The organism is Oceanobacillus bengalensis, from assembly GCF_003628445.1.
GTDB classification, from domain to species: domain Bacteria; phylum Bacillota; class Bacilli; order Bacillales; family Amphibacillaceae; genus Oceanobacillus; species Oceanobacillus bengalensis.
Map to the genome: position 1 here is coordinate 65033 of NZ_RBZO01000008.1, position 19342 is coordinate 84374.

General features: G+C 38.7%; 20 protein-coding genes. 14 read left to right on the top strand and 6 right to left on the bottom strand.

Annotation, left to right across the window (positions count from 1 at the left end; translation table 11 throughout):
• Positions 1-92: 92 nt before the first annotated feature.
• Positions 93-1787, bottom strand: a complete 1695-nt coding sequence (gene ilvD / locus D8M05_RS06845) for a dihydroxy-acid dehydratase (protein ID WP_121129986.1) — start codon at positions 1785-1787, stop codon at positions 93-95.
• Between the two features lie 504 nt (positions 1788-2291).
• On the opposite strand from ilvD, the gene D8M05_RS06850 reads away from it, so the two are divergent.
• From D8M05_RS06850 to D8M05_RS06860, 4 genes are all read left to right on the top strand, one after another.
• On the top strand, positions 2292-3449 hold the full coding sequence (locus tag D8M05_RS06850; protein WP_245985230.1) for a pyridoxal-phosphate-dependent aminotransferase family protein: 1158 nt from the start codon (positions 2292-2294) through the stop codon (positions 3447-3449).
• Positions 3446-5032: a phosphoglycerate dehydrogenase gene (gene serA, locus D8M05_RS06855; protein ID WP_121129988.1), complete on the top strand. Its 1587-nt coding sequence runs from the start codon at positions 3446-3448 to the stop codon at positions 5030-5032. Before D8M05_RS06850 ends, serA begins: the two co-directional genes overlap by 4 nt.
• Positions 5033-5105: 73 nt before the next feature.
• Positions 5106-6053 (top strand): hypothetical protein, encoded by a 948-nt coding sequence (locus tag D8M05_RS19985; protein ID WP_183072728.1) that lies wholly within the window; start codon positions 5106-5108, stop codon positions 6051-6053.
• Between the two features lie 33 nt (positions 6054-6086).
• On the top strand, positions 6087-7115 hold the full coding sequence (locus D8M05_RS06860) for a nuclease-related domain-containing protein (RefSeq protein ID WP_121129990.1): 1029 nt from the start codon (positions 6087-6089) through the stop codon (positions 7113-7115).
• A gap of 52 nt (positions 7116-7167) precedes the next feature.
• Here D8M05_RS06860 and D8M05_RS06865 read toward each other — a convergent pair whose 3' ends face one another.
• Positions 7168-7950, bottom strand: coding sequence for an HAD family hydrolase (locus D8M05_RS06865; protein ID WP_121129992.1), 783 nt, complete (start codon positions 7948-7950; stop codon positions 7168-7170).
• A gap of 137 nt (positions 7951-8087) precedes the next feature.
• Between D8M05_RS06865 and D8M05_RS06870 the strand changes: the two genes are divergently transcribed.
• From D8M05_RS06870 to csaA, 3 genes are all read left to right on the top strand, one after another.
• The gene (locus tag D8M05_RS06870) at positions 8088-9215 is read left to right on the top strand and encodes a branched-chain amino acid aminotransferase (protein ID WP_121129994.1); all 1128 of its coding nucleotides are present in this window, start codon (positions 8088-8090) and stop codon (positions 9213-9215) included.
• Positions 9216-9336: 121 nt separating this feature from the next.
• On the top strand, positions 9337-9747 hold the full coding sequence (locus tag D8M05_RS06875; RefSeq protein ID WP_121129996.1) for a VOC family protein: 411 nt from the start codon (positions 9337-9339) through the stop codon (positions 9745-9747).
• A 192-nt stretch (positions 9748-9939) separates the two neighbouring features.
• A complete protein-coding gene (gene csaA, locus D8M05_RS06880) occupies positions 9940-10269 on the top strand; it encodes a chaperone CsaA (RefSeq protein ID WP_121129998.1) in 330 nt (109 codons plus the stop codon).
• A 159-nt stretch (positions 10270-10428) separates the two neighbouring features.
• On the opposite strand, the gene D8M05_RS06885 is transcribed toward csaA, so the two are convergent.
• On the bottom strand, positions 10429-10620 hold the full coding sequence (locus D8M05_RS06885; protein WP_121130000.1) for an alpha/beta-type small acid-soluble spore protein: 192 nt from the start codon (positions 10618-10620) through the stop codon (positions 10429-10431).
• A gap of 177 nt (positions 10621-10797) precedes the next feature.
• Between D8M05_RS06885 and D8M05_RS06890 the strand changes: the two genes are divergently transcribed.
• The gene (locus D8M05_RS06890) at positions 10798-11259 is read left to right on the top strand and encodes an SRPBCC family protein (protein ID WP_121130002.1); all 462 of its coding nucleotides are present in this window, start codon (positions 10798-10800) and stop codon (positions 11257-11259) included.
• A gap of 380 nt (positions 11260-11639) precedes the next feature.
• A complete protein-coding gene (locus D8M05_RS06895; RefSeq protein WP_121130004.1) occupies positions 11640-12506 on the top strand; it encodes a YitT family protein in 867 nt (288 codons plus the stop codon).
• Positions 12507-12695: 189 nt separating this feature from the next.
• Here D8M05_RS06895 and D8M05_RS06900 read toward each other — a convergent pair whose 3' ends face one another.
• The gene (locus tag D8M05_RS06900; protein WP_147405163.1) at positions 12696-13016 is read right to left on the bottom strand and encodes a hypothetical protein; all 321 of its coding nucleotides are present in this window, start codon (positions 13014-13016) and stop codon (positions 12696-12698) included.
• A 57-nt stretch (positions 13017-13073) separates the two neighbouring features.
• Positions 13074-14033: a dipeptidase gene (locus tag D8M05_RS06905; protein ID WP_121130009.1), complete on the bottom strand. Its 960-nt coding sequence runs from the start codon at positions 14031-14033 to the stop codon at positions 13074-13076.
• A 164-nt stretch (positions 14034-14197) separates the two neighbouring features.
• On the opposite strand from D8M05_RS06905, the gene D8M05_RS06910 reads away from it, so the two are divergent.
• The 5 genes from D8M05_RS06910 (at position 14198) to D8M05_RS06930 (ending at position 17669) form a co-directional block, all read left to right on the top strand.
• A complete protein-coding gene (locus tag D8M05_RS06910; RefSeq protein WP_121130011.1) occupies positions 14198-15118 on the top strand; it encodes a peptidase U32 family protein in 921 nt (306 codons plus the stop codon).
• Positions 15119-15131: 13 nt separating this feature from the next.
• A complete protein-coding gene (locus tag D8M05_RS06915; protein ID WP_121130013.1) occupies positions 15132-16367 on the top strand; it encodes a peptidase U32 family protein in 1236 nt (411 codons plus the stop codon).
• Between the two features lie 603 nt (positions 16368-16970).
• A complete protein-coding gene (locus D8M05_RS06920) occupies positions 16971-17195 on the top strand; it encodes a DUF1659 domain-containing protein (RefSeq protein ID WP_121130015.1) in 225 nt (74 codons plus the stop codon).
• A gap of 37 nt (positions 17196-17232) precedes the next feature.
• Positions 17233-17451 (top strand): DUF2922 domain-containing protein, encoded by a 219-nt coding sequence (locus D8M05_RS06925; protein WP_121130017.1) that lies wholly within the window; start codon positions 17233-17235, stop codon positions 17449-17451.
• 80 nt (positions 17452-17531) lie between these two features.
• A complete protein-coding gene (locus D8M05_RS06930) occupies positions 17532-17669 on the top strand; it encodes a YvrJ family protein (protein WP_121130019.1) in 138 nt (45 codons plus the stop codon).
• A 90-nt stretch (positions 17670-17759) separates the two neighbouring features.
• On the opposite strand, the gene mbcS is transcribed toward D8M05_RS06930, so the two are convergent.
• A complete protein-coding gene (gene mbcS, locus D8M05_RS06935; RefSeq protein WP_121130020.1) occupies positions 17760-19340 on the bottom strand; it encodes an acyl-CoA synthetase MbcS in 1581 nt (526 codons plus the stop codon).
• Positions 19341-19342: the final 2 nt, after the last annotated feature.

Genomic DNA, 19342 nt, shown 5'->3' on the forward strand with positions numbered 1-19342 from the left:
TGCAAATAAGGCATTCGCTATAAAAACATGGCGAATGCCTTCGTTTCCTAATATGCAATATATTAGAGTTAAACTATTCTTGAATTTATGTTTTATAGAAAGTCAGTCACGGCACCTTTAGATGCGCATGATACGTTATGTGCATACTTTCCTAACACACCTTTTCTGTATAATGGTGGTGCTACCCAGTCTTTTTTGCGCGCTTCTAATTCCACATCTGTCACATCAAATGAAATTTCCCTTTTATCTGAATCAATTGTTACCATATCCCCCTCTTCTACAAGAGCAACGGGTCCACCATCTTGTGCTTCTGGGGCGATATGACCAACAACCAGACCATGTGTACCACCAGAAAATCTACCATCTGTAAGAAGAGCAACTTTTTCATCTAGGCCTTTACCAACGAGAATACTGGAGATGGACAACATTTCTGGCATACCAGGTCCACCCTTTGGTCCAACATAACGAATAATGATAACATCACCTTCATTGATTTCATTGTTTAGGACTGCATCTGTTGCTTCTTTTTCATTGTCAAATACACGTGCAGGACCTGTGTGACGCTTTACCTTCACACCGGATACTTTTGCTACCGCACCACTTGGTGACAGGTTTCCTTTAAGAACGATTAAAGGACCATCTTCACGTTTTGGATTTTCAAGCGGCATGATTACTTTTTGACCTTCTACTAGGTCTGTTGCTTCTGCCAGGTTTTCTGCAATTGTTTTGCCCGTTACGGTTAAGCAGTCTCCATGAAGGTATCCTGCTTCGTAAAGAAGTTTCATTACTGCTTGTACACCACCAGCTTTATGTAAATCTTGCATCACATATTGACCACTCGGTTTTAAATCAGCAAGATGTGGTACTATTTTTTGAAGACGATTAAAATCGTCAATGGTTAAATCAACTTCTGCTGCATGGGCAATCGCAAGTAAATGTAATATTGCATTTGTGGAACCACCAAGCGCCATAACAACAGTGATCGCATTTTCAAAAGCTTTTTTCGTCATGATATCTTTTGGATAAATTCCTTTTTCCAATAGGTTATATACCGCTTCCCCTGCTGCTGCACAGTCGGCTGCTTTTTCAGGAGATTCAGCTGGATTGGATGAACTTCCAGGTAAACTCATACCCATTGCTTCCATTGCTGACGCCATTGTATTCGCCGTATACATACCACCACAGGCACCAGCACCAGGGCATGCATTACATTCAATCCCTCTTAATTCATTATCATCGATCGTCCCATTGTTATGTTTCCCTACCCCTTCAAAAACAGAAACAATATCAATATCCTTTCCATTATGACGACCAGGAGCAATGGTTCCACCGTAAACAAATACAGCTGGAACTTCCGCATTTGCAATTGCTATTGCGCAGCCTGGAATATTCTTATCACACGCACCGATTGCAACGAGGCCGTCTAAATTTTCTGCACCAACTACCGTCTCAATCGAGTCTGCAATCAAATCACGACTTGGGAGTGAATAGCGCATTCCTTGTGTTCCCATCGAAATTCCATCAGAAACCGTAATGGTATTAAATTGCAGTGGCACGCCTCCTGCTTCTCTTGCGCCATTCTTCGCATTTGACGCCAAATCGTTTAAATGGATATTACAAGGAGTAACCTCTGCCCATGTACTTGCAATCCCAATCATTGGTTTATTGAAATCATCATCTGAAATCCCTACCGCTCGAAGCATTGCACGGTTTGGAGCTTTAATCGCACCTTCAGAAAATACTTTACTTTTAATACGTAGATCTTTTGTTTTTACATCTGTTGACATTTTGTCCCCACCTTTCTTTCGAATCATTATAAGACTTATTTTCAGATAGTTCAATGTATTTTTTTACCGATTAACATTCTGATAATTATATAAATGCGCTTACAATCCGAATCTTACTTTTTAAATAATTTTAATTAGCAAAATATATTGACAAGAGATATAATACTGCTATATTAAACAGCAAATAACAAAAGCGGAAGCGCGCGTTTAGCGAGGTTGGTCTGCGCTCGGACGTTGGGGGTGGTTCCATTCCTACATAGGAGAGAAAGGAAGCATGCCCCCTTTATGGGATATGCCGACGTTGGCTCAAGCCTGCTGATAGTCGTCCTTCCTTAACACCTAAGTCGATGCCTGCTTTAGATTGTCATGAGGTGAGGGGAGTCTCGCTAGTCGCTGGTCCGCTTGTGCTAAACGTAAAAATAAGGGAAAACACCACCTGTCCCATTCGACAAATACCTACAATTCTCGACAAGTGACAGGCACCCAAAAAAGGAGAATGATGCAGTGTTAGATCAGCAGTTACTTCGAATACCTGGTCCAAGTCCCATTCCTCCAAGTGTTGGGCGTGCAATGACACAACCAATGATTGGACATCGGGGACAGGAAACAAAAGCATTATTAAAGAGCATAAAGCCCAAGCTCCAGGGGATTTTTGGAACGAAAGAAGACGTGCTTATCATTACTGGAAGTGGTACAGCTGGACTAGAAACAGCGGTTGTAAACACTGTCAATCCTGGCGATGAAGTATTAGTTCTTGTTACCGGAGCATTTGGTGATCGTTTCGTAAAAATTTGTGATGCGTACGATATTAAAGTGCATCGCTTAGAAGCTACCTGGGGTGAAGCCGCCTGCCCTGAAGAAGTAAAAACCTATTTACTTGCAAACAAGAAGATTAAAGTTGTCTTCACTACATATTGTGAAACATCAACTGGTGTCTTAAATCCTGTCAGCCAACTCGCTAACGTTGTCCACGAAAATTCAGATGCATTAGTAGTTGTTGACGGTGTATCATGTGTTGGCGGCGTGGAAACTAAAATGGACGAATGGGGAATCGATGTTCTTGTAACAGGTTCACAAAAAGCTTTCATGCTCCCAGCAGGGCTAACTTTTGTAGCCGCAAGTGAGAAAGCATGGAAGGTAATGGAGGAAAACAAGCAATCTCGATTCTATTTAAATTTAATAAAATATCGTGATCGCCTAGCAGATGATTCTACACCATTTACTCCAGCATTATCCCTTTTGTTTGGTCTTGAACAAGTGTTAAATCTTTTTGAAGAAGAAGGCTTAGAAAATGTTTTTGCGAGACATACGTTAATGATGAACATGACCAGAGCGGCAATGAAGGCATTGGATATACCGCTATTAACGAGTGACGAATCAGCATCCCCAACCGTAACAGCTGTAAAGCCATCAGATTTTGACCCTGAAATGTTAAGGAAAGTATTGAAAAAAGAATTCGGACTTTCCATTGCTGGTGGCCAACAACACTTAAAAGGACAAATTTTCCGCATTGGGCATATGGGGTACTGCTCACCAGCAGATGTACTGCAAATTATTGGCATTCTAGAAATCGGCATAGTCAAAGTTGGCAAAATGATTAATCTTGGAGAAGGCGTGAAAGCTGCACAAGAAATCTATTTACAACAGGAGGCACTTGTATGACATTCAATATTTTAATAAGTGATCAACTAAGTGAAGAAGGAATCTACCCCTTAACGCAGGAAGAAAACATGAATATCGTCATGGAAACAGCTTTATCTCCAGAAGAACTAGAAGAAAAAATTGTAGATTTTGACGCATTGCTTGTCCGGAGTAGCACACAAGTAACCCGCTCGCTAATTAGTAAGGCAAAAAATTTAAAAATTATCGGCCGTGCTGGTGTTGGAGTTGATAATATCGATTTAGATGCCGCAACCGAACATGGTGTAATCGTCGTTAACGCACCAAACGGGAATACAAATTCTGCTGCCGAGCATACGATGGCAATGATCATGGCAATTTCTAGGAACATTCCTCAAGCCTATCATGCGTTGAAAAACCACCAATGGGACCGAAAAAAATATGTTGGCGTGGAATTAAAGGATAAGACGCTAGGTGTGGTTGGTCTTGGCCGAATCGGAGTGGAAGTAGCAACTCGGGCAAAAGGACAGCGCATGAATGTTGTTGCATACGACCCATTTCTAACGCCAGAAAAGGCAGAAAAAATGGGAATTGGATATGGCAGCTTTGAGGAAGTTGTAAGCCAAGCTGACTTTATTACCGTACACACGCCACTTCTTAAAGAAACAAGACATATGGTTAATGCTGATGCCTTCCAATTAATGAAAACAGGTGTGTTTATCGTCAATTGCGCTCGTGGCGGAATCATTGATGAGGATGCATTGTATGACGCCATCGTTTCTGGAAAAGTTGCAGGTGCAGCTCTTGATGTTTTCGAGGAGGAACCATTTGTCGATCATAAATTACTCGAACTACCAGAAGTTGTAGCAACACCACATCTTGGTGCAAGCACTATCGAAGCACAAGAAACGGTCGCAGTTGATGTAAGCCGTGATGTCATTCGCTATTTAAACAACGATTTAGTTAAAAACCCTGTCAATCTACCATCTGTCGCTCGAGATGTGATGACTGTCATTGAACCATATTTTAATCTGTCTGAGAAGTTAGGTGCGTTTCTTATTGATCTTACAAAAGAAGTTGCCGAGGAAATCAACATTTCTTACTCTGGAGATCTGTATGGCATTGAAGTTGCACCATTAACAAGAAATACGGTAAAAGGAATTTTAAAACGACACTTAGGCAGTAGCGTAAATGACGTAAACGCCCTTTACCTCGCTGAAAAAAAAGACATCACTGTTCGTGAAAGCAAAACCTCTGCCGCTAAGGGGTTTACAAATTTAATCACTGTCCAAGTAAAGACAAAATCTGGAGTAAGAAAAGTGTCTGGAACGTTATTAAATGGCCTAGGTCCTAGAATTGTAAAAGTGGATGGATACAGTGTTGACGTAACACCAAAAGGACACATGGTTGTAATCCAACACATCGACCAACCAGGGGTTATCGGCCTAGTGGGAAGTTTACTTGCTAGACACGATGTAAATATTGCAACGATGCAAGTGGACCGCTCCGATGTTGGTGGAAAAGCGATTATGATGCTAACAATCGACCGCCATTTGGAGGATAAGGCGTTAAAAGAATTAAGTGGCTTGGAAGAAATTAAAGAAGTTGTAGCGATAGATTTATAGGGTTGGGATTTTGCCAGTAAGCATGTTGGGTGCTTGCTGGTTTTTTGTTGGGGTGGTGTGGGGGTCGAGTTGGGTGGCATATCGGGATAACTTCTTTTTTCTCAGGATATGCGTTTGCTTCTCGGGATTTATTCTCTCTTCTCGGGATATTTTCTTTCTTCTCTGGATATTTCCTTTCTTCTCGGGATTTATCCGCTCTTCTCGGGATTTATCCGCTCTTCTCGGGATTTATCCGCTCTTCTCGGGATATTTTCTCTCTTCTCGGGATATTTTCTTTCTTCTCTGGATATTTCCTCTCTTCTCGGGATTTCTGCTCGCTTCTCGGGATTTATCCTCTCTTCTCGGGATATCTGCTTTCTTCTCCGGATTTATTCTCTCTTCTCGGGATTTATTCTCTCTTCTCCGGATTTATCCGCTCTTCTCGGGATATTTTCTCTCTTCTCGGGATATCTGCTTTCTTCTCCGGATATTTCCTCTCTTCTCGGGATTTATCCTCTCTTCTCCGGATTTATTCTCTCTTCTCGGAATTTATTCTCTCTTCTCGGGATATCTGCTTTCTTCTCCGGATTTATTCTCTCTTCTCGGGATTTATTCTCTCTTCTCGGGATTTATCCGCTCTTCTCCGGATTTATCCGCTCTTCTCGGGATATTTCCTATCTTCTCGGGATATCTGCTTTCTTCTCGGGATTTATCCTCTCTTCTCCGGATATTTCCTCTCTTCTCCGGATATTTCCTCTCTTCTCCGGATTTATTCTCTCTTCTCGGGATTTATCCTATCTTCTCGGGATTTCTGCTCTCTTCTCGGGATTTATCCTCGCTTCTCCGGATATTTCCTCTCTTCTCGGGATATCTGCTTTCTTCTCCGGATATTTCCTCTCTTCTCCGGATATCTGCTTTCTTCTCCGGATTTATTTTTTCTTCTCCGGATATTTCCTCTCCTCTCTTCTCGGAATATCCAAAATTCTTTTTAAAAAAACTATATAAAAAAGGAATTTTAAATATTATGTCGAATTTAATTTAGTGAATGTAATAAAACCAGAGAGGAGAACCTAGTTTGACAATAACCCCAAGACCAAAACCATATACCGTTTTATGTTATGAGGCATTGTTTAGGTGGCTAAAAGAAAAACACAGACATAATAAAATTTTGAACCAAGATTACGGCCATCAATTAGCTGGACATTTAGGAGAACAGCAGGTTGACTACAAATTAAGCATTTACCCACATAACAATTTCCGCTATTTTCAGGGAATTCGTTTAAAGATTAACCACAAATTTTTCCAAATGGACGGAGTACTACTCTTCAACTCCTTTATTCTCATTTTAGAAATAAAAAATTGGAAAGGCACACTTCAATATAATCCTGAAACAAATAGCATTACTCAAACCTTCCAAAACGTTAAAAAAAATTACCAAAATCCTATTACACAAGTGAATAACCATGAAATGCAATTAAATTCTTGGTTACAAGAGGTACCAGGAATATTCGGTGTACCTATTGAATCTTTAGTAGTAATCAGTGATTCTACCACAATTTTTAATAGTCCTAATAATAACCCAGAGCTTTACAAAAAAATGATTTATGCAGATAGCTTAATCCAAAAAATTAATGAATTAAAAATAAAACATACAAAAAAATTACTAAAGAAAGAAGAAATAGATTATCTCGAAGAAACTTTTCTTCGATGTGATACCCCACTAAAGCCAAACCTAATCAAACAATACAAGATCCCTAGTGAATATTTCATTAATGGAATTGAATGTAGTCATTGTGGCCACAGTCCCATGAGTCGTCTGTATAAAAGTTGGCAATGTGCAAAGTGTTATTATAAGGATCCACTTGCGCATGAAAGAAAAATTCTTGATTACTTTTTACTGTTCAACTCAAGCATTACAAATAAAGAATGTCGAAGCATCCTTCAACTAAATAATGACAATACCGCATACACACTCTTAAACTCAATGGGCCTAAAACAAACTGGAAAAAACAAAGGGAGGAAATATCATGCTCCCTCATTAGATAACTTCCCACAAAAATCATATGTTCCCAATAAAAGAATTAACATACTGGATTATAATTGAACAAAAGAGCAGTCAATCAAATGGCTGCTCTTTTGTTTACGTTAACTTGCTACTATTTCCCCAACAACCCCAATACTTCCCAAAGCTCTGCAACCTCATAAGTCGGCACAATATCTCCAGCGCTCGGAACCCCCTCTCGATTAACCCAAACAGATTTAATTCCAGTACGATTTGCGCCTAAGATGTCCGTGTTCAGGTTATCACCAACCATCAACACTTCCTCTCGGTTAACAGAAAGCAGCTCCAATGCGTGTTCAAATATACCTTGATCCGGCTTGCCACGGCCATAGTCACCGGAAATAACGATTTCATGAAAATACGGCCTTAATTCAGGTGTTATCTCGAGCTTGATAGTTTGGAGTTCTGGTGATCCATTTGTTAGGAGCAACAATTTATAATCTCCCTTCAATGCATCAAGTACTTTTAAACTGTCCTCATACAAGATAGGGTTCTTTTTTCTCTCCGTAGGAAAAGTTTCTGCCAATTCTTCACCAAATACGGAATCATTAATTCCCATTTCTTTCAATCCACTAGTCCAAGCTTCTTTCCGGTAGCCAGGGGCAATCTCTTTAAGACGGGGAAACTCCTCTCCTTGGTCATTAAAATCCCCCCATAATCCTTCAAATGGATTTATCCCAATCATTTGGGTAAAACGATAAGTGTCATAACTTTCGTAAATCTCCCGCGCAAACATGCGAACCTTTTCCTCTAACACCTCGGGGTTAATCCCAAACCTCTCTTCCGCCAATCTACATGTGCCTTCAAACGCTAGCTTTACACTTTTTTTATCCCATAGAAGTGTGTCGTCTAAATCAAATATTATTGCTTTTATCATTTTAATTTCCCCCCTTAGAGTTATCTAAAAACATCTAATCTTAATTTAACACAAAAAGTTTTAAAATTTAGTCTTGCTTTAATTAAAAATCTATTTTATGATAAATAGAAATCTTTAAGCTAAGGAGATAATTCAAAATGGAAGAACAATCAATTCGTGTGGAAGAAAGCAGGTCAAGAAAGGAAAAACCAAATTCTGATGAATTAATCTTTGGAAGACATTTCACAGATCATATGTTTGTAATGGACTATACAGAGGGATTGGGATGGCATAATGCGAGTATTGTTCCTTATCAAAATCTATCCATAAGCCCAGCTGCAATGGTATTCCATTATGGTCAATCGGTTTTTGAAGGATTGAAAGCCTTTCGAGGACAAAATGGAGACATTCAATTGTTTAGACCTAAAAAAAATGTACAGCGTTTGAATCGTTCAAATGAGCGTCTCGTAATTCCACCAATTGATGAGGATTTCGGATTAGAAGCGATTAAGCGACTCGTTGAAATGGATAAAGATTGGGTTCCGGATGCAGAAGGAACATCGCTTTATATCCGTCCATTTATTATTTCAAATGAACCGTACCTAGGAGTAGCACCTAGTCATCATTTTAAATTTGTTATTATTTTGTCACCTGTTGGTTCTTATTACAAAGAAGGTATTGATCCAGTTAAAATCGCTGTTGAAAATAAATATGTTCGTGCCGTAAAAGGTGGAACAGGAGAAGCGAAAACTGGTGGGAACTATGCTTCCGCTTTAAAAGCACAGGAAATAGTTGAAAAAGAAGGATACTCTCAAGTCCTCTGGTTAGACGGTGTTGAGAAAAAATATATTGAAGAAGTGGGAAGCATGAACGTATTCTTCAAGATTAACGGTGAAGTCGTTACTCCTGTATTAAACGGTAGCATCCTTTCTGGAATTACTAGGGATTCTGTTATCCAATTGCTAAAACATTGGGATGTACCTGTATCTGAAAGAAGAATTTCGATGGAGGAAGTATACGAAGCACATCAAAATGGAACATTAGAGGAAGCATTTGGCTCAGGTACTGCAGCTGTTATTTCTCCAATTGGTGAGTTGTATTGGGAAGGCCATCATCTAACCATTAATAACGGGAAAACAGGTGAAATATCGAAAAAAGTATACGACACGATTACTGGTATCCAATATGGAAAAATAGAAGATTCATTTAACTGGTTGGTGAAAGTCGGAAAAAAGACTGAAGTGAAACAAAAGTCCCTCAAAAAATCAATAACCAGTTTGAGTTAAAGTACAAATAATAAAACAACGAATGATTAAGCAGCCAATTAGCATATCGATTGGACTGCTTTTTTTTGTTAATGAGACTATGATAAAAGTTTACTTATCAGAATTCGGAAGGGGATTTTAAATGAAGGAAAAATTACTAAGGATCGGAACCACCTATATTCCAGTTACGAATGTGGAGCTTTCATCTGAATGGTATGTAACGAATTTAGATGCAGAACTAAGCTATAAGGATGATGATAAAGCGATTTTAAATCTTGCAAACCAGAGTATCTTTCTTGTTAAATCAAACGAAGACCAACGTTCCAATTTCATTGATATTTATGGTGAGGAACGTTTTTCAATCACATTTGAAGTGAATGGTTTAAATGCTTTAAAATCAATTCATATGGATTTTAAAGATAAAGGGATTAGGGTTTGTGATATTGAAAATAGAGGACATGCTGGAAGGAATTTTGTTTTCTATGATTTAGATGGTAATAAATTCGATGTTTGGAGTGAACTGAGTCCAATTTTCAGGAAGAAAATACTTTAAATGACATTTGTCATTTTCCTTCGCGGATTAGATGAAACAGCTCCAAATTAGATTTGTTTTGTGATCTTTAAATTATTAATAAAGGCTGTTTTGGTAATGTATGTTGCTTCTTCAACCTCATCGTTTATAACTATTGTTACTAAAGCAACAATCTTTCAGAAAAGAAAAATATAAAAAACATGGAGGTTTATGATGGCGACAATTGAGGACTTTTTAAAATTGGATATCCGTATAGGTACAATTATGAAGGCTGAACTTTTTCCAGAAGCACGTACACCTGCAATAAAATTAGAAATTGATTTTGGAGAAATGGGCATGAAACATTCTTCAGCTCAAATTACACGAAGATATAATCCAGAGAAACTTATTGGGAGTCAAGTAGTAGCAGTAGTTAACTTCCCGCCAAGACGCATTGCTGGCTTTAAATCTGAGGTATTGGTTATTGGAGGTATCCCAGAGGAAGGAGACGTAGTACTTTTAAAGCCTGACGCACCTGTTAAAAATGGCACACCAATAGCATAGAAATTTTCCAAAAATCCTAATTTCATGAGTAGCTCTAATTGTAACTGACTAAAAAATTAAAGAAAAATTAGCGTTGCTGTCTGTATTATAACTTTCTTATTTTAAAGAAAAGTTGCAACCAAATATTCGGTTACAACTTAATTAAGGCTCTTTTGCTAACTATTTATTTTGCATGCTTTGCTCGGCGATTTGAATCATTCGTTTGACCATTTCGCCACCCACCGAACCATTTTCACGTGCAGTTGTGTCTGCTCCGAGTTCTACATTGAACTCTTTCGCAATCTCTTCTTTCATGCTATTGAGCGCGTTCTCAGCACCAGGCACTAACAATTTATTTCTGTTATTCGCCATCGACAACTCACTCCTCGGGGGTATTTGAACAGATTATATCTGTTCACCATTAGCATGTCTGAACGAATTCTTTTTAATCATGTAGTTTTATCCAATTGTTCTAATCTGCTATTATAGACCATATACTAAACTTGCATGCAAAATATGCACAGGAATACATAAGGGGGAAAAAAACGAATGGCAAAGGGAACACATGCGATTGAAATAGATATGCCGATTCATAAGATTTGGGATTTTGTAAGTGACATCAACAACTGGGCACCACTTGTACCTGGTTATACGGAACACACGATTATAAACGATAGAAAATCAGTCTGGAAAATTAATGGGGATCTTGGCGTTTTACAGAGAACTGTTCATGTAAACGTTCATATTACGGAATGGAATGAACCATCAAATGTCAGCTTTGAATTATCAAGCTCAGGAAAAACCTGTGTTGGGTCTGGTTACTTTAAAGCAGAATCCTTATCTCAGACGAAAACCAAAATGACAGGCTTCCTAGATGTTAAAATACAAGGCATGATGAAACCAGTGGTAAATCCAGTCTTAAAAACAATTGTTCCAAAGGTAGGCAAAGACTTCACAGAAAAGATTGCTAATAAAATTATTGAAAAAGAAACAGTACGTGCCACAAGTTAATAAGAAAAACACAAACACCCGTGTAGCGACGTATGGGCTGCTCCCATAGTTTGCAGGTCGATTTTAATCGAACATTCCAATCGAAGGATATAAGGAAACATGCCCCTTTATCGGGTATGCTAACGTTGGCGAAGCTCGGATTTAGGCTGCCTGCCTTTGAAACCTTTGATTAAGGAAGTTCGGCTATGTCGAACTGTTATCTTACAGAGGTGAGAAAAGTCCACTAGCAGCACGGGTGCTGGACATCGAGCAAAGACGGATTTCCCCTAAGGAAATTCGTCTTTGTTATTTTTTCAACATTTCACTTTTATTTACTCCCTTCTACTCTGGTGTTAAAGTATAAGATGGCAAACAATCAGTAAGGAAGGGAATAATCTTTCATGACTTTTATAAAACAAAATAAAACATGGCTTGAATATTTTTATATCATTTTTGGGGCAACGATTGTGGCGGTAACATATAATATGTTCTTCTTGCCATCAAAGCTTGCGGCTGGCGGAATTTCAGGAGTTAGTACCATCCTTTTTGAACTTTATGGACTTAGTCCTTCTTTTGTTCAATTTGTCGTTAATATTCCACTGTTCATTATTGGTTGGTTGACGATGGGAAAAGATTTCACATGGAAAACGTTAGTTGGAACGTTTTGCATACCATTTGTAATTTTTCTAACGAAGGATATACCATTTGTTGTAACGAATCCATTGCTTGGCGCGATTTATGGTGGGGTTCTCCTAGGAATTGGACTTGGAATTGTGTATAAAGGAAACGGGTCCACAGGTGGAACCGCAGCAATCGCACAAATTGTGAAGAAATTCACTGGGATATCGAGTGGTTATTCGCAATTTATTGTTGATGCGACTGTAGTTATTGCTTCTATTATCGTCTTTGATTTAGAACTAACATTATTTGCTTTACTAGCCATATACATTTCTGGAAAAGCAATTGATTTTGTACAATTACGGACAGCAACAACAAAACTTGTTCTAATTATTACCGAGGAAGAGGAAAAAATTCAGACGATCATTCACAAAGAATTAGACCGGGGACTTACAAAGGTTCGCTCCATTGGTGGTTACAGTAATCAAGATAAAACGATGATTCTTTGTGTGACCCAGCAACAAGAGGCAGTACAGTTGAAAAAGCGCCTAGAACACGATGCACCAACATCGTTTGTCATCTTCCTGAATGCATCTGAAATTATGGGCCGCGGTTTTTCATTGGATAAATATGATGGACAGAAGTTGTAAAAACATGTTGGATCGTCATTCGATGAGCAATTAGAATCTCCATCCCGATGAAAGGCATTTTTATTACTATATTTTGGAAGTTGCTCTTCATTGCAGTGATGAAGAGCTTTTTCACTATTTTTTTCTGAGATTCATACGTACAAAAACATTCAAAAACCCACCCATCAAAAAAAATGAGCAGGCTCCCGATTAATCACTATGCTGGTGACTGTGAATGACTTCATCTAGAAACGTTTCGGATTTGGTATGATCATGTAGGTCACAATAATATACAACTGTTTTTATCTTATGGGTGATTAGGCAGGTACGCGTACGTTTGATAAAATTTTTCCAATATGTATATTCATGCGTTCCAGCTTCGATTTCATCAAAACCTGTGCTATATTCTACCCAGTTATGCTTTACCTGTGGAATAGGATTCTCCAATACTTCCTCCGCAACAACTTGAGTGGAAAAAGCCACTAAAGAAACAGACAAAATCATACCAAACATTAACATATATTTTTTCATTTTCTTCACCACACTTCTATAAGTTTCCCCTAGTAGCATCGCTTAAAAAATTAAAAATTATACATATAATCCTGGACGATGATCCAAGAAATTTTGATATGCGAAGCCTTTTACCTCGTCTTCTGAATAATGTTTTAGTAATGCTTCAATGAGGTTTTGGTATTTCGCCGCATTCTCCAAGCCTGTCACAAACGTGCTAATCCCATCAAAATCCGAACCAAATCCAATTTGTTTTACACCGCCAAGGGCACATAAATGATCAATATGCTTAAGCAAATCGCTAATTGTTGCCTCTTTACTATCTGCTTTGATAAATGGTGGGTTATAGACAACATGGATTAATCCATTCTTTTCAAACATACCTTTTACTTGATCATCGTAAAGATTTCTCGGGTGATCACAGATTGCTCGTGCATTTGAATGGGTAGCAATTGGATAATCAGAGAGCTCGATAATATCCCAAAATCCTTTAACAGTCGAATGGGATACGTCGGTAAAAACATGATGTTCGTTGTTTAATTTCACCACTTCTTTACCGAGTAATGTCAATCCACCACCACGCGGTTCCCCTGCTCCATCTGCACAAAGATTGGCATTGTTCCATGTCATCCCCATCGATAACATACCTAATCGATAAAGTGTCCGTAATTTTGCCAAATCATTGCCGAAAGCATCGGCACCTTCTAATGCTAACACTGCACCTATTTCGCCAACTTTTAGACTTTCTAAATCCTGCCACCTTCTAATATGCTTCACTTCTGGATTTTTTTCGATTACTTCCGTATAGAAAAGGTCAATTTGTTCTAATGCATGCTGCCATTTCTCATCAGAAGGAACATCTGGATTAATAAAAATGGCATAAAACTGTACAGCTACTTCCCCTTGTTGTAACCGTACTAAATTCGTATCAAGTTTTTCCGAATTACGGTAGTCGAGTAATTGTTCTGGTTTATATGCGTTCCTTTTCGCATGTTGTAATTTCAATAATGCGTCACAGTGTGTATCGATAACTTTCAAATGGTAACGCCTCCTTTCTCTTAGTTTACTACTTTTTAACCGATCTACCAATTATATTTGCATTTGTCAGAAATAATACATTGTCATAAAATGCACAAATTTCCCTCACCTTTTTTGTGGTACGATTTATCCTGAGTAACAGTTTTTGTAAAGGAGCATTGTGAATGATTGAGCTTATAACCACAGCAGAATCAGTTGAACAAGCAAAGGCCTTAATTCAGGCAGACATCGATATGTTATACATAGGCGAAAAGGAATTTGGCTTACGACTACCTACAACCTTTTCACGAGAAGAATTAATTGAAATGACTACTTACGCACATGAACATGGTAAAAAAGTTCGTGTTGCGGTTAATGCAATCATGCATAATAATCGCATAAAAAGCGTCATTCCCTATTTAGAATTTTTGCAGGAAATTGAAGTTGACTCGATTACGGTTGGGGATCCTGGTGTCATCCATTTAATGAAGAAGAATGCGCTCCATTTACCTTATGTATTTGATGCACAGACCCTTGTAACGAGTGCAAGGCAAATAAATTTCTGGGTAAAAAGAGGTGCTATCTCTGCGGTGCTTGCAAGGGAAATTCCCTACCTCGAACTAAAAGAGCTTGCAAGTGGTGTAAGCGTTCCACTTGAAATTTTAGTATATGGTGCAACCTGTATCCATCAATCGAAACGTCCACTCGTAAAAAATTACTTTGGATTTGTGGGTAGCGATGTATCCACGAAGAGGCAACGTGGTTTATTTATTTCCGAACCGAAAAACAAGGATACCCATTATTCCATTTACGAAGACAACCATGGTACCCATATTTTCGCAAACAATGATATTAATCTGCTAGATGAATTACAGGTACTAAATGATTTGGGCGTCACAGAGTGGAAGCTTGACGGCATTTATACAAAAGGACAAGATTTTATTTCGATTGCTAAAATTTTCGTCAAAGCCAAAACGGCAATTGAAAACGAGGAATGGAATGAAGCAATGCTAGAAGAGTTAAACAAACAATTACTTTCCTTCCATCCTGGTGAACGAGGATTAGATAAAGGGTTTTATGAAAAAGACCCAAGTGAAATTCAATAAGTAGGTGAAAAAAATGAGAACAATAACAAAAAAACCTGAAGTTCTTGCTCCAGCTGGAACGTTAGAAAAATTAAAAGTAGCAATAACCTATGGTGCAGATGCCGTATATATTGGCGGGAATGCATACGGACTAAGAAGTCGTGCAGGTAACTTTACATATGATGAAATGCGTGAAGGGGTAGCCTTTGCGAACGAACATGGAGCTAAGGTTTATGTAGCCGCAAACATGGTGACACATGAAGGCGATGCAGAGGGGGCAGGAGATTTCTTCCGTACATTAAGAGATATCGGCATTCATGCTGTCATTGTTTCAGACCCTGCATTAATCGAAATATGCGCAACAGATGCACCAGGTCTGCCAATCCATCTATCTACACAGGCTTCTGCAACCAATTATGAAACACTTAATTTTTGGAAAGAAGAGGGCTTGGAACGTGTCGTATTAGCTAGAGAAGTGAGCATGGATGAAATAAAAGAAATGCGGAGAAATACGGATGTTGAAATCGAGGCATTCATCCATGGTGCAATGTGTATTTCCTATTCTGGCCGTTGCGTCCTGTCCAATCATATGTCACATCGTGATGCAAACCGTGGAGGCTGCTCCCAGTCCTGTCGCTGGAAATATGATTTATTTGAGATGGACACAACCGATGAAAAGCATTCTTTACTTGGCGGTGAACCTGAGGAAGCATTCTCCATGAGTGCTGTCGATATGGCTATGATTCGTCATATTCCTGATTTAGTGGAAAACGGCATTGATAGTCTGAAAATTGAGGGACGGATGAAGTCTATTCATTATGTATCAACCGTTTCAAATGTCTACCGAAAAGCAATTGATGCATATTGTGCTAATCCTGACAACTACGAATTCCAGCAAGAATGGGAAGATGAATTATGGAAAGTAGCACAACGTGAACTGTCATCTGGTTTTTATTATGGTATCCCGACAGAAGATGAGCAACTCTTTGGTAAAAAACGGAAAATCCCTAGCTATACATTCATCGGCCAAGTGATTGATTATGATGAAGAAACGCAGGTAGCAACAATCGAACAGCGTAATCACTTTGGAATTGGTGATGAAATTGAATTTTACGGACCTGGTTTCACGCACCATAAACAAACGATTAATACTATGACAGATAAGGATGGAAACGCGATCGACCGAGCGCCACATGCGTTGATGCATGTCAAAATGAAAGTAACAGAAGCCGTAAAACCCTTAGATATGATTCGAAAATTAAAAGCATAATTTGAGTTTGGACTAGGCTAGTAGATATTTCTGCTGGTCTTTTTTGTTAGCTGTCTTCTAAAAGGTTGTTGCTTTATTAAGCAATTAATATTAATTAGTATTTTGTATAAAAAGTGTAACTATTTATACAAAATAGTGTAGCTCTCGCTCACACTTATGAATGTTGTGTGCTGTCATTCGCTACGGCAGAATACTTCGCTATGATAGCTGGATATTTTAAGATTGTGGCCTATGATATGACGTTTCAAACAGTTGTTCTTCTTTAAACAATACAAATTTCTAGTTTATATACAAGTAGAGCAGGAACTTAGTGGAGGAAACACACGAAGACTCCTGCGGGAGGATAGGCCTAGGTGAGACTACGTAGTGCGTTAGCACGAAGGAGGCTCACCAGCCGCCCTAAGGTGCGCGAAGTGTGTTTCCGGAACGGTATGATTTACACAATACTGAATTACACTAGTCCACAGTTTATATCAATAGCAACAAACTTTAAGAAGAAGAGCAATTTTTATTTGTCAATCTCTCTCCACTAAAAAGATTCAAAATCATTCCCCCCTTTCCATGATTTCGTTCGATTGTAGTTGTGAAAGGGAGGTGAAGAACATGGCAATTGCTGATTTAAGAAAATCCACATTGCAGTTGGTCCTAAATGATGGAACAAACATGGATACTGGTGAGCCAGTTTTCAAGTATAAGAGTTTTAACAACATCAAAACAACTGCAACTGCTGATCAACTTTACGCTGTAGCAACAGCTTTCGCTAGCTTACAGGAACGTGTGCTATACAACACCATCCGTAAAGATGATTCAGAAATTATTGGGGTCTAACGTATTTTTGAAAAATCAATAGAAAGGAGGAAAACATGTGAAAAAGCTAGAGCTTAAATTTCAGAACCAAGACGGCAAAATCGTAACCTACTCACTTGAGAAACCCATTGAGCCTGTAGATCCAGCTGCAGTCATTGCAGCAATGGATGAAATTATTTCGCAGAACGCATTCACTTCTACAGGTGGAGACCTTGTTTTGAAAAAAAGTGCACGTGTCGTTGAAAATATCGTAGAAGAAATCGATTTAGGATTATAAGAATGTGATGACAAACATGACCAGCGGCCTGTACGCTGGTCACTATTTTTAATAAAACATTCGGATTGGAGGGAACGAAAGTGGAAACATGGGTGTCGTTCATCACAGAAGTTGGATTCCCCATTGCGGTAACGTTTTACTTATTGCACCGGGTTGAGGGGAAATTAAACCAGTTGATAGAATCAATTCATGCATTGCCAGATAAAATGAAAATATAAAAAGAAATCCCACTTTAAAATCGATAATGACTGCGATTCTAAAGTGGGATTTTTATTTCGTATTAGAAACGAGCACGTACACGATTGTAATTACTTAACCAACTCTTTCTCACGCTGCCTAAGTTCAACCCGACGGATTTTTCCTGAAGATGTTTTTGGCAGCTCACGAACAAATTCAATCTTACGTGGGTACTTATACGGTGCTGTTAATTGCTTTGCATGATTTTGCAAGTCTTTCACTAATGCATCCATATCACCCTGAACATTGTCTTGAAGAACAACATAGGCTTTAACCACGTTTCCACGGATTTCATCAGGACTTGCAACGACAGCACATTCTTTTACTGTCGGGTGTTTCACGAGTGCATCTTCCACTTCAAATGGTCCAATCGTGTAACCAGAGCTAATGATGATATCATCATTTCTACCTTCAAACCAGTAGTAGCCTTCTTCATCGATTTTCGCCTGATCACCTGTAATATAGAAGTTCCCACGAATGGCCTTTTTCGTCCGCTCCTCCTCTTTGTAATAGCCCTTGAATAAAGCAGGTGTGTCAAGTGGAACTGCAATATCTCCAACTTCCCCAACCGCTACCGGATTGCAATCCTCATCAATTAATTGCACATTATTTCCCGGTGTCGGTTTACCCATGGAACCAGGTTTTACCTTCATCCCTTTTAGAAACCCGAGTAACAACGTATTTTCTGTTTGACCGTAGCCATCTCTAACTGTTACACCAAAATATTTTTCAAATTGATCAATTACTTCCCGATTTAAAGGCTCACCAGCTGACACAGCACTGTGTAATGTTGGCAAATAATAGTCTGCTAGATTATCCAGCTTCGCCATCAATCGGTACTCTGTTGGTGTACAACAAAATACATTAACAGCATATTTTTCTAGTAAACGCAAATATTTTTTTGGCGCGAATTTTCCATTATAGACAAATGCAGTTGCACCAGAACCTAGTATGGATAAGAAAGGGCTCCATACCCATTTTTGCCAACCAGGAGCAGCTGTAGCCCATACGGTATCTCCATCATGAATTGCCAACCAATTTGTTGCTGCTGTTCTCATATGTGCATAACCCCAAGCATGGGTGTGCATTACTGCTTTTGGATTCCCCGTTGTTCCTGAAGTATATGGTAAAAAAGCTAAATCCTCCGCTGTCGTTGGGGTGATTTCTAATTCAGCTTCAGCAGAATTTTTCAGTTCATCTAATCGATTCCAACCTTCCACTTCTTCCCCTACGGTAAATTTCACCAATTCATTAAACTCTTTAATGTCCGTAAACTGGTTGGCGTAGGGAGCGAAACATACTACACCCTTTACTTCCCCATGTGTAATTCGATACTGTAAATCTTTCGTACGGAACATTTCAGAGCAAGGAATAATAATGATTCCGGTTTTTAGTGCTGCAATGTATACCTCATAGGTCTCGATTAAGCGTGGCATCATGACTAATAACTTATCACCCTTTTTAAGACCTTGTTCTAATAACACATTACCAATTTTATTTGCATTCTCTATTAAACATTTATATGTAATTTCTTTATTCATTCCTTGCTCATCTTCCCAAATTATCGCAGTACGCTTAGGATCGTTCATATATTTTTCAAATTCCATCACAATATTATAATCACTTGGAGCTATTAATTCTTCACGTAACATTA

Bases quoted from the DNA above. Each gene is read 5' to 3' on its own strand.
- ilvD (WP_121129986.1), bottom strand. From the start codon at position 1,787: ATGTCAACAGATGTAAAAACAAAAGATCTACGTATTAAAAGTAAAGTA.
- serA (WP_121129988.1), top strand. From the start codon at position 3,446: ATGACATTCAATATTTTAATAAGTGATCAACTAAGTGAAGAAGGAATC.
- D8M05_RS06865 (WP_121129992.1), bottom strand. From the start codon at position 7,950: ATGATAAAAGCAATAATATTTGATTTAGACGACACACTTCTATGGGAT.
- D8M05_RS06870 (WP_121129994.1), top strand. From the start codon at position 8,088: ATGGAAGAACAATCAATTCGTGTGGAAGAAAGCAGGTCAAGAAAGGAA.
- D8M05_RS06875 (WP_121129996.1), top strand. From the start codon at position 9,337: ATGAAGGAAAAATTACTAAGGATCGGAACCACCTATATTCCAGTTACG.
- csaA (WP_121129998.1), top strand. From the start codon at position 9,940: ATGGCGACAATTGAGGACTTTTTAAAATTGGATATCCGTATAGGTACA.
- D8M05_RS06885 (WP_121130000.1), bottom strand. From the start codon at position 10,620: ATGGCGAATAACAGAAATAAATTGTTAGTGCCTGGTGCTGAGAACGCG.
- D8M05_RS06890 (WP_121130002.1), top strand. From the start codon at position 10,798: ATGGCAAAGGGAACACATGCGATTGAAATAGATATGCCGATTCATAAG.
- D8M05_RS06895 (WP_121130004.1), top strand. From the start codon at position 11,640: ATGACTTTTATAAAACAAAATAAAACATGGCTTGAATATTTTTATATC.
- D8M05_RS06900 (WP_147405163.1), bottom strand. From the start codon at position 13,016: ATGAAAAAATATATGTTAATGTTTGGTATGATTTTGTCTGTTTCTTTA.
- D8M05_RS06910 (WP_121130011.1), top strand. From the start codon at position 14,198: ATGATTGAGCTTATAACCACAGCAGAATCAGTTGAACAAGCAAAGGCC.
- D8M05_RS06915 (WP_121130013.1), top strand. From the start codon at position 15,132: ATGAGAACAATAACAAAAAAACCTGAAGTTCTTGCTCCAGCTGGAACG.
- D8M05_RS06920 (WP_121130015.1), top strand. From the start codon at position 16,971: ATGGCAATTGCTGATTTAAGAAAATCCACATTGCAGTTGGTCCTAAAT.
- mbcS (WP_121130020.1), bottom strand. From the start codon at position 19,340: ATGTTACGTGAAGAATTAATAGCTCCAAGTGATTATAATATTGTGATG.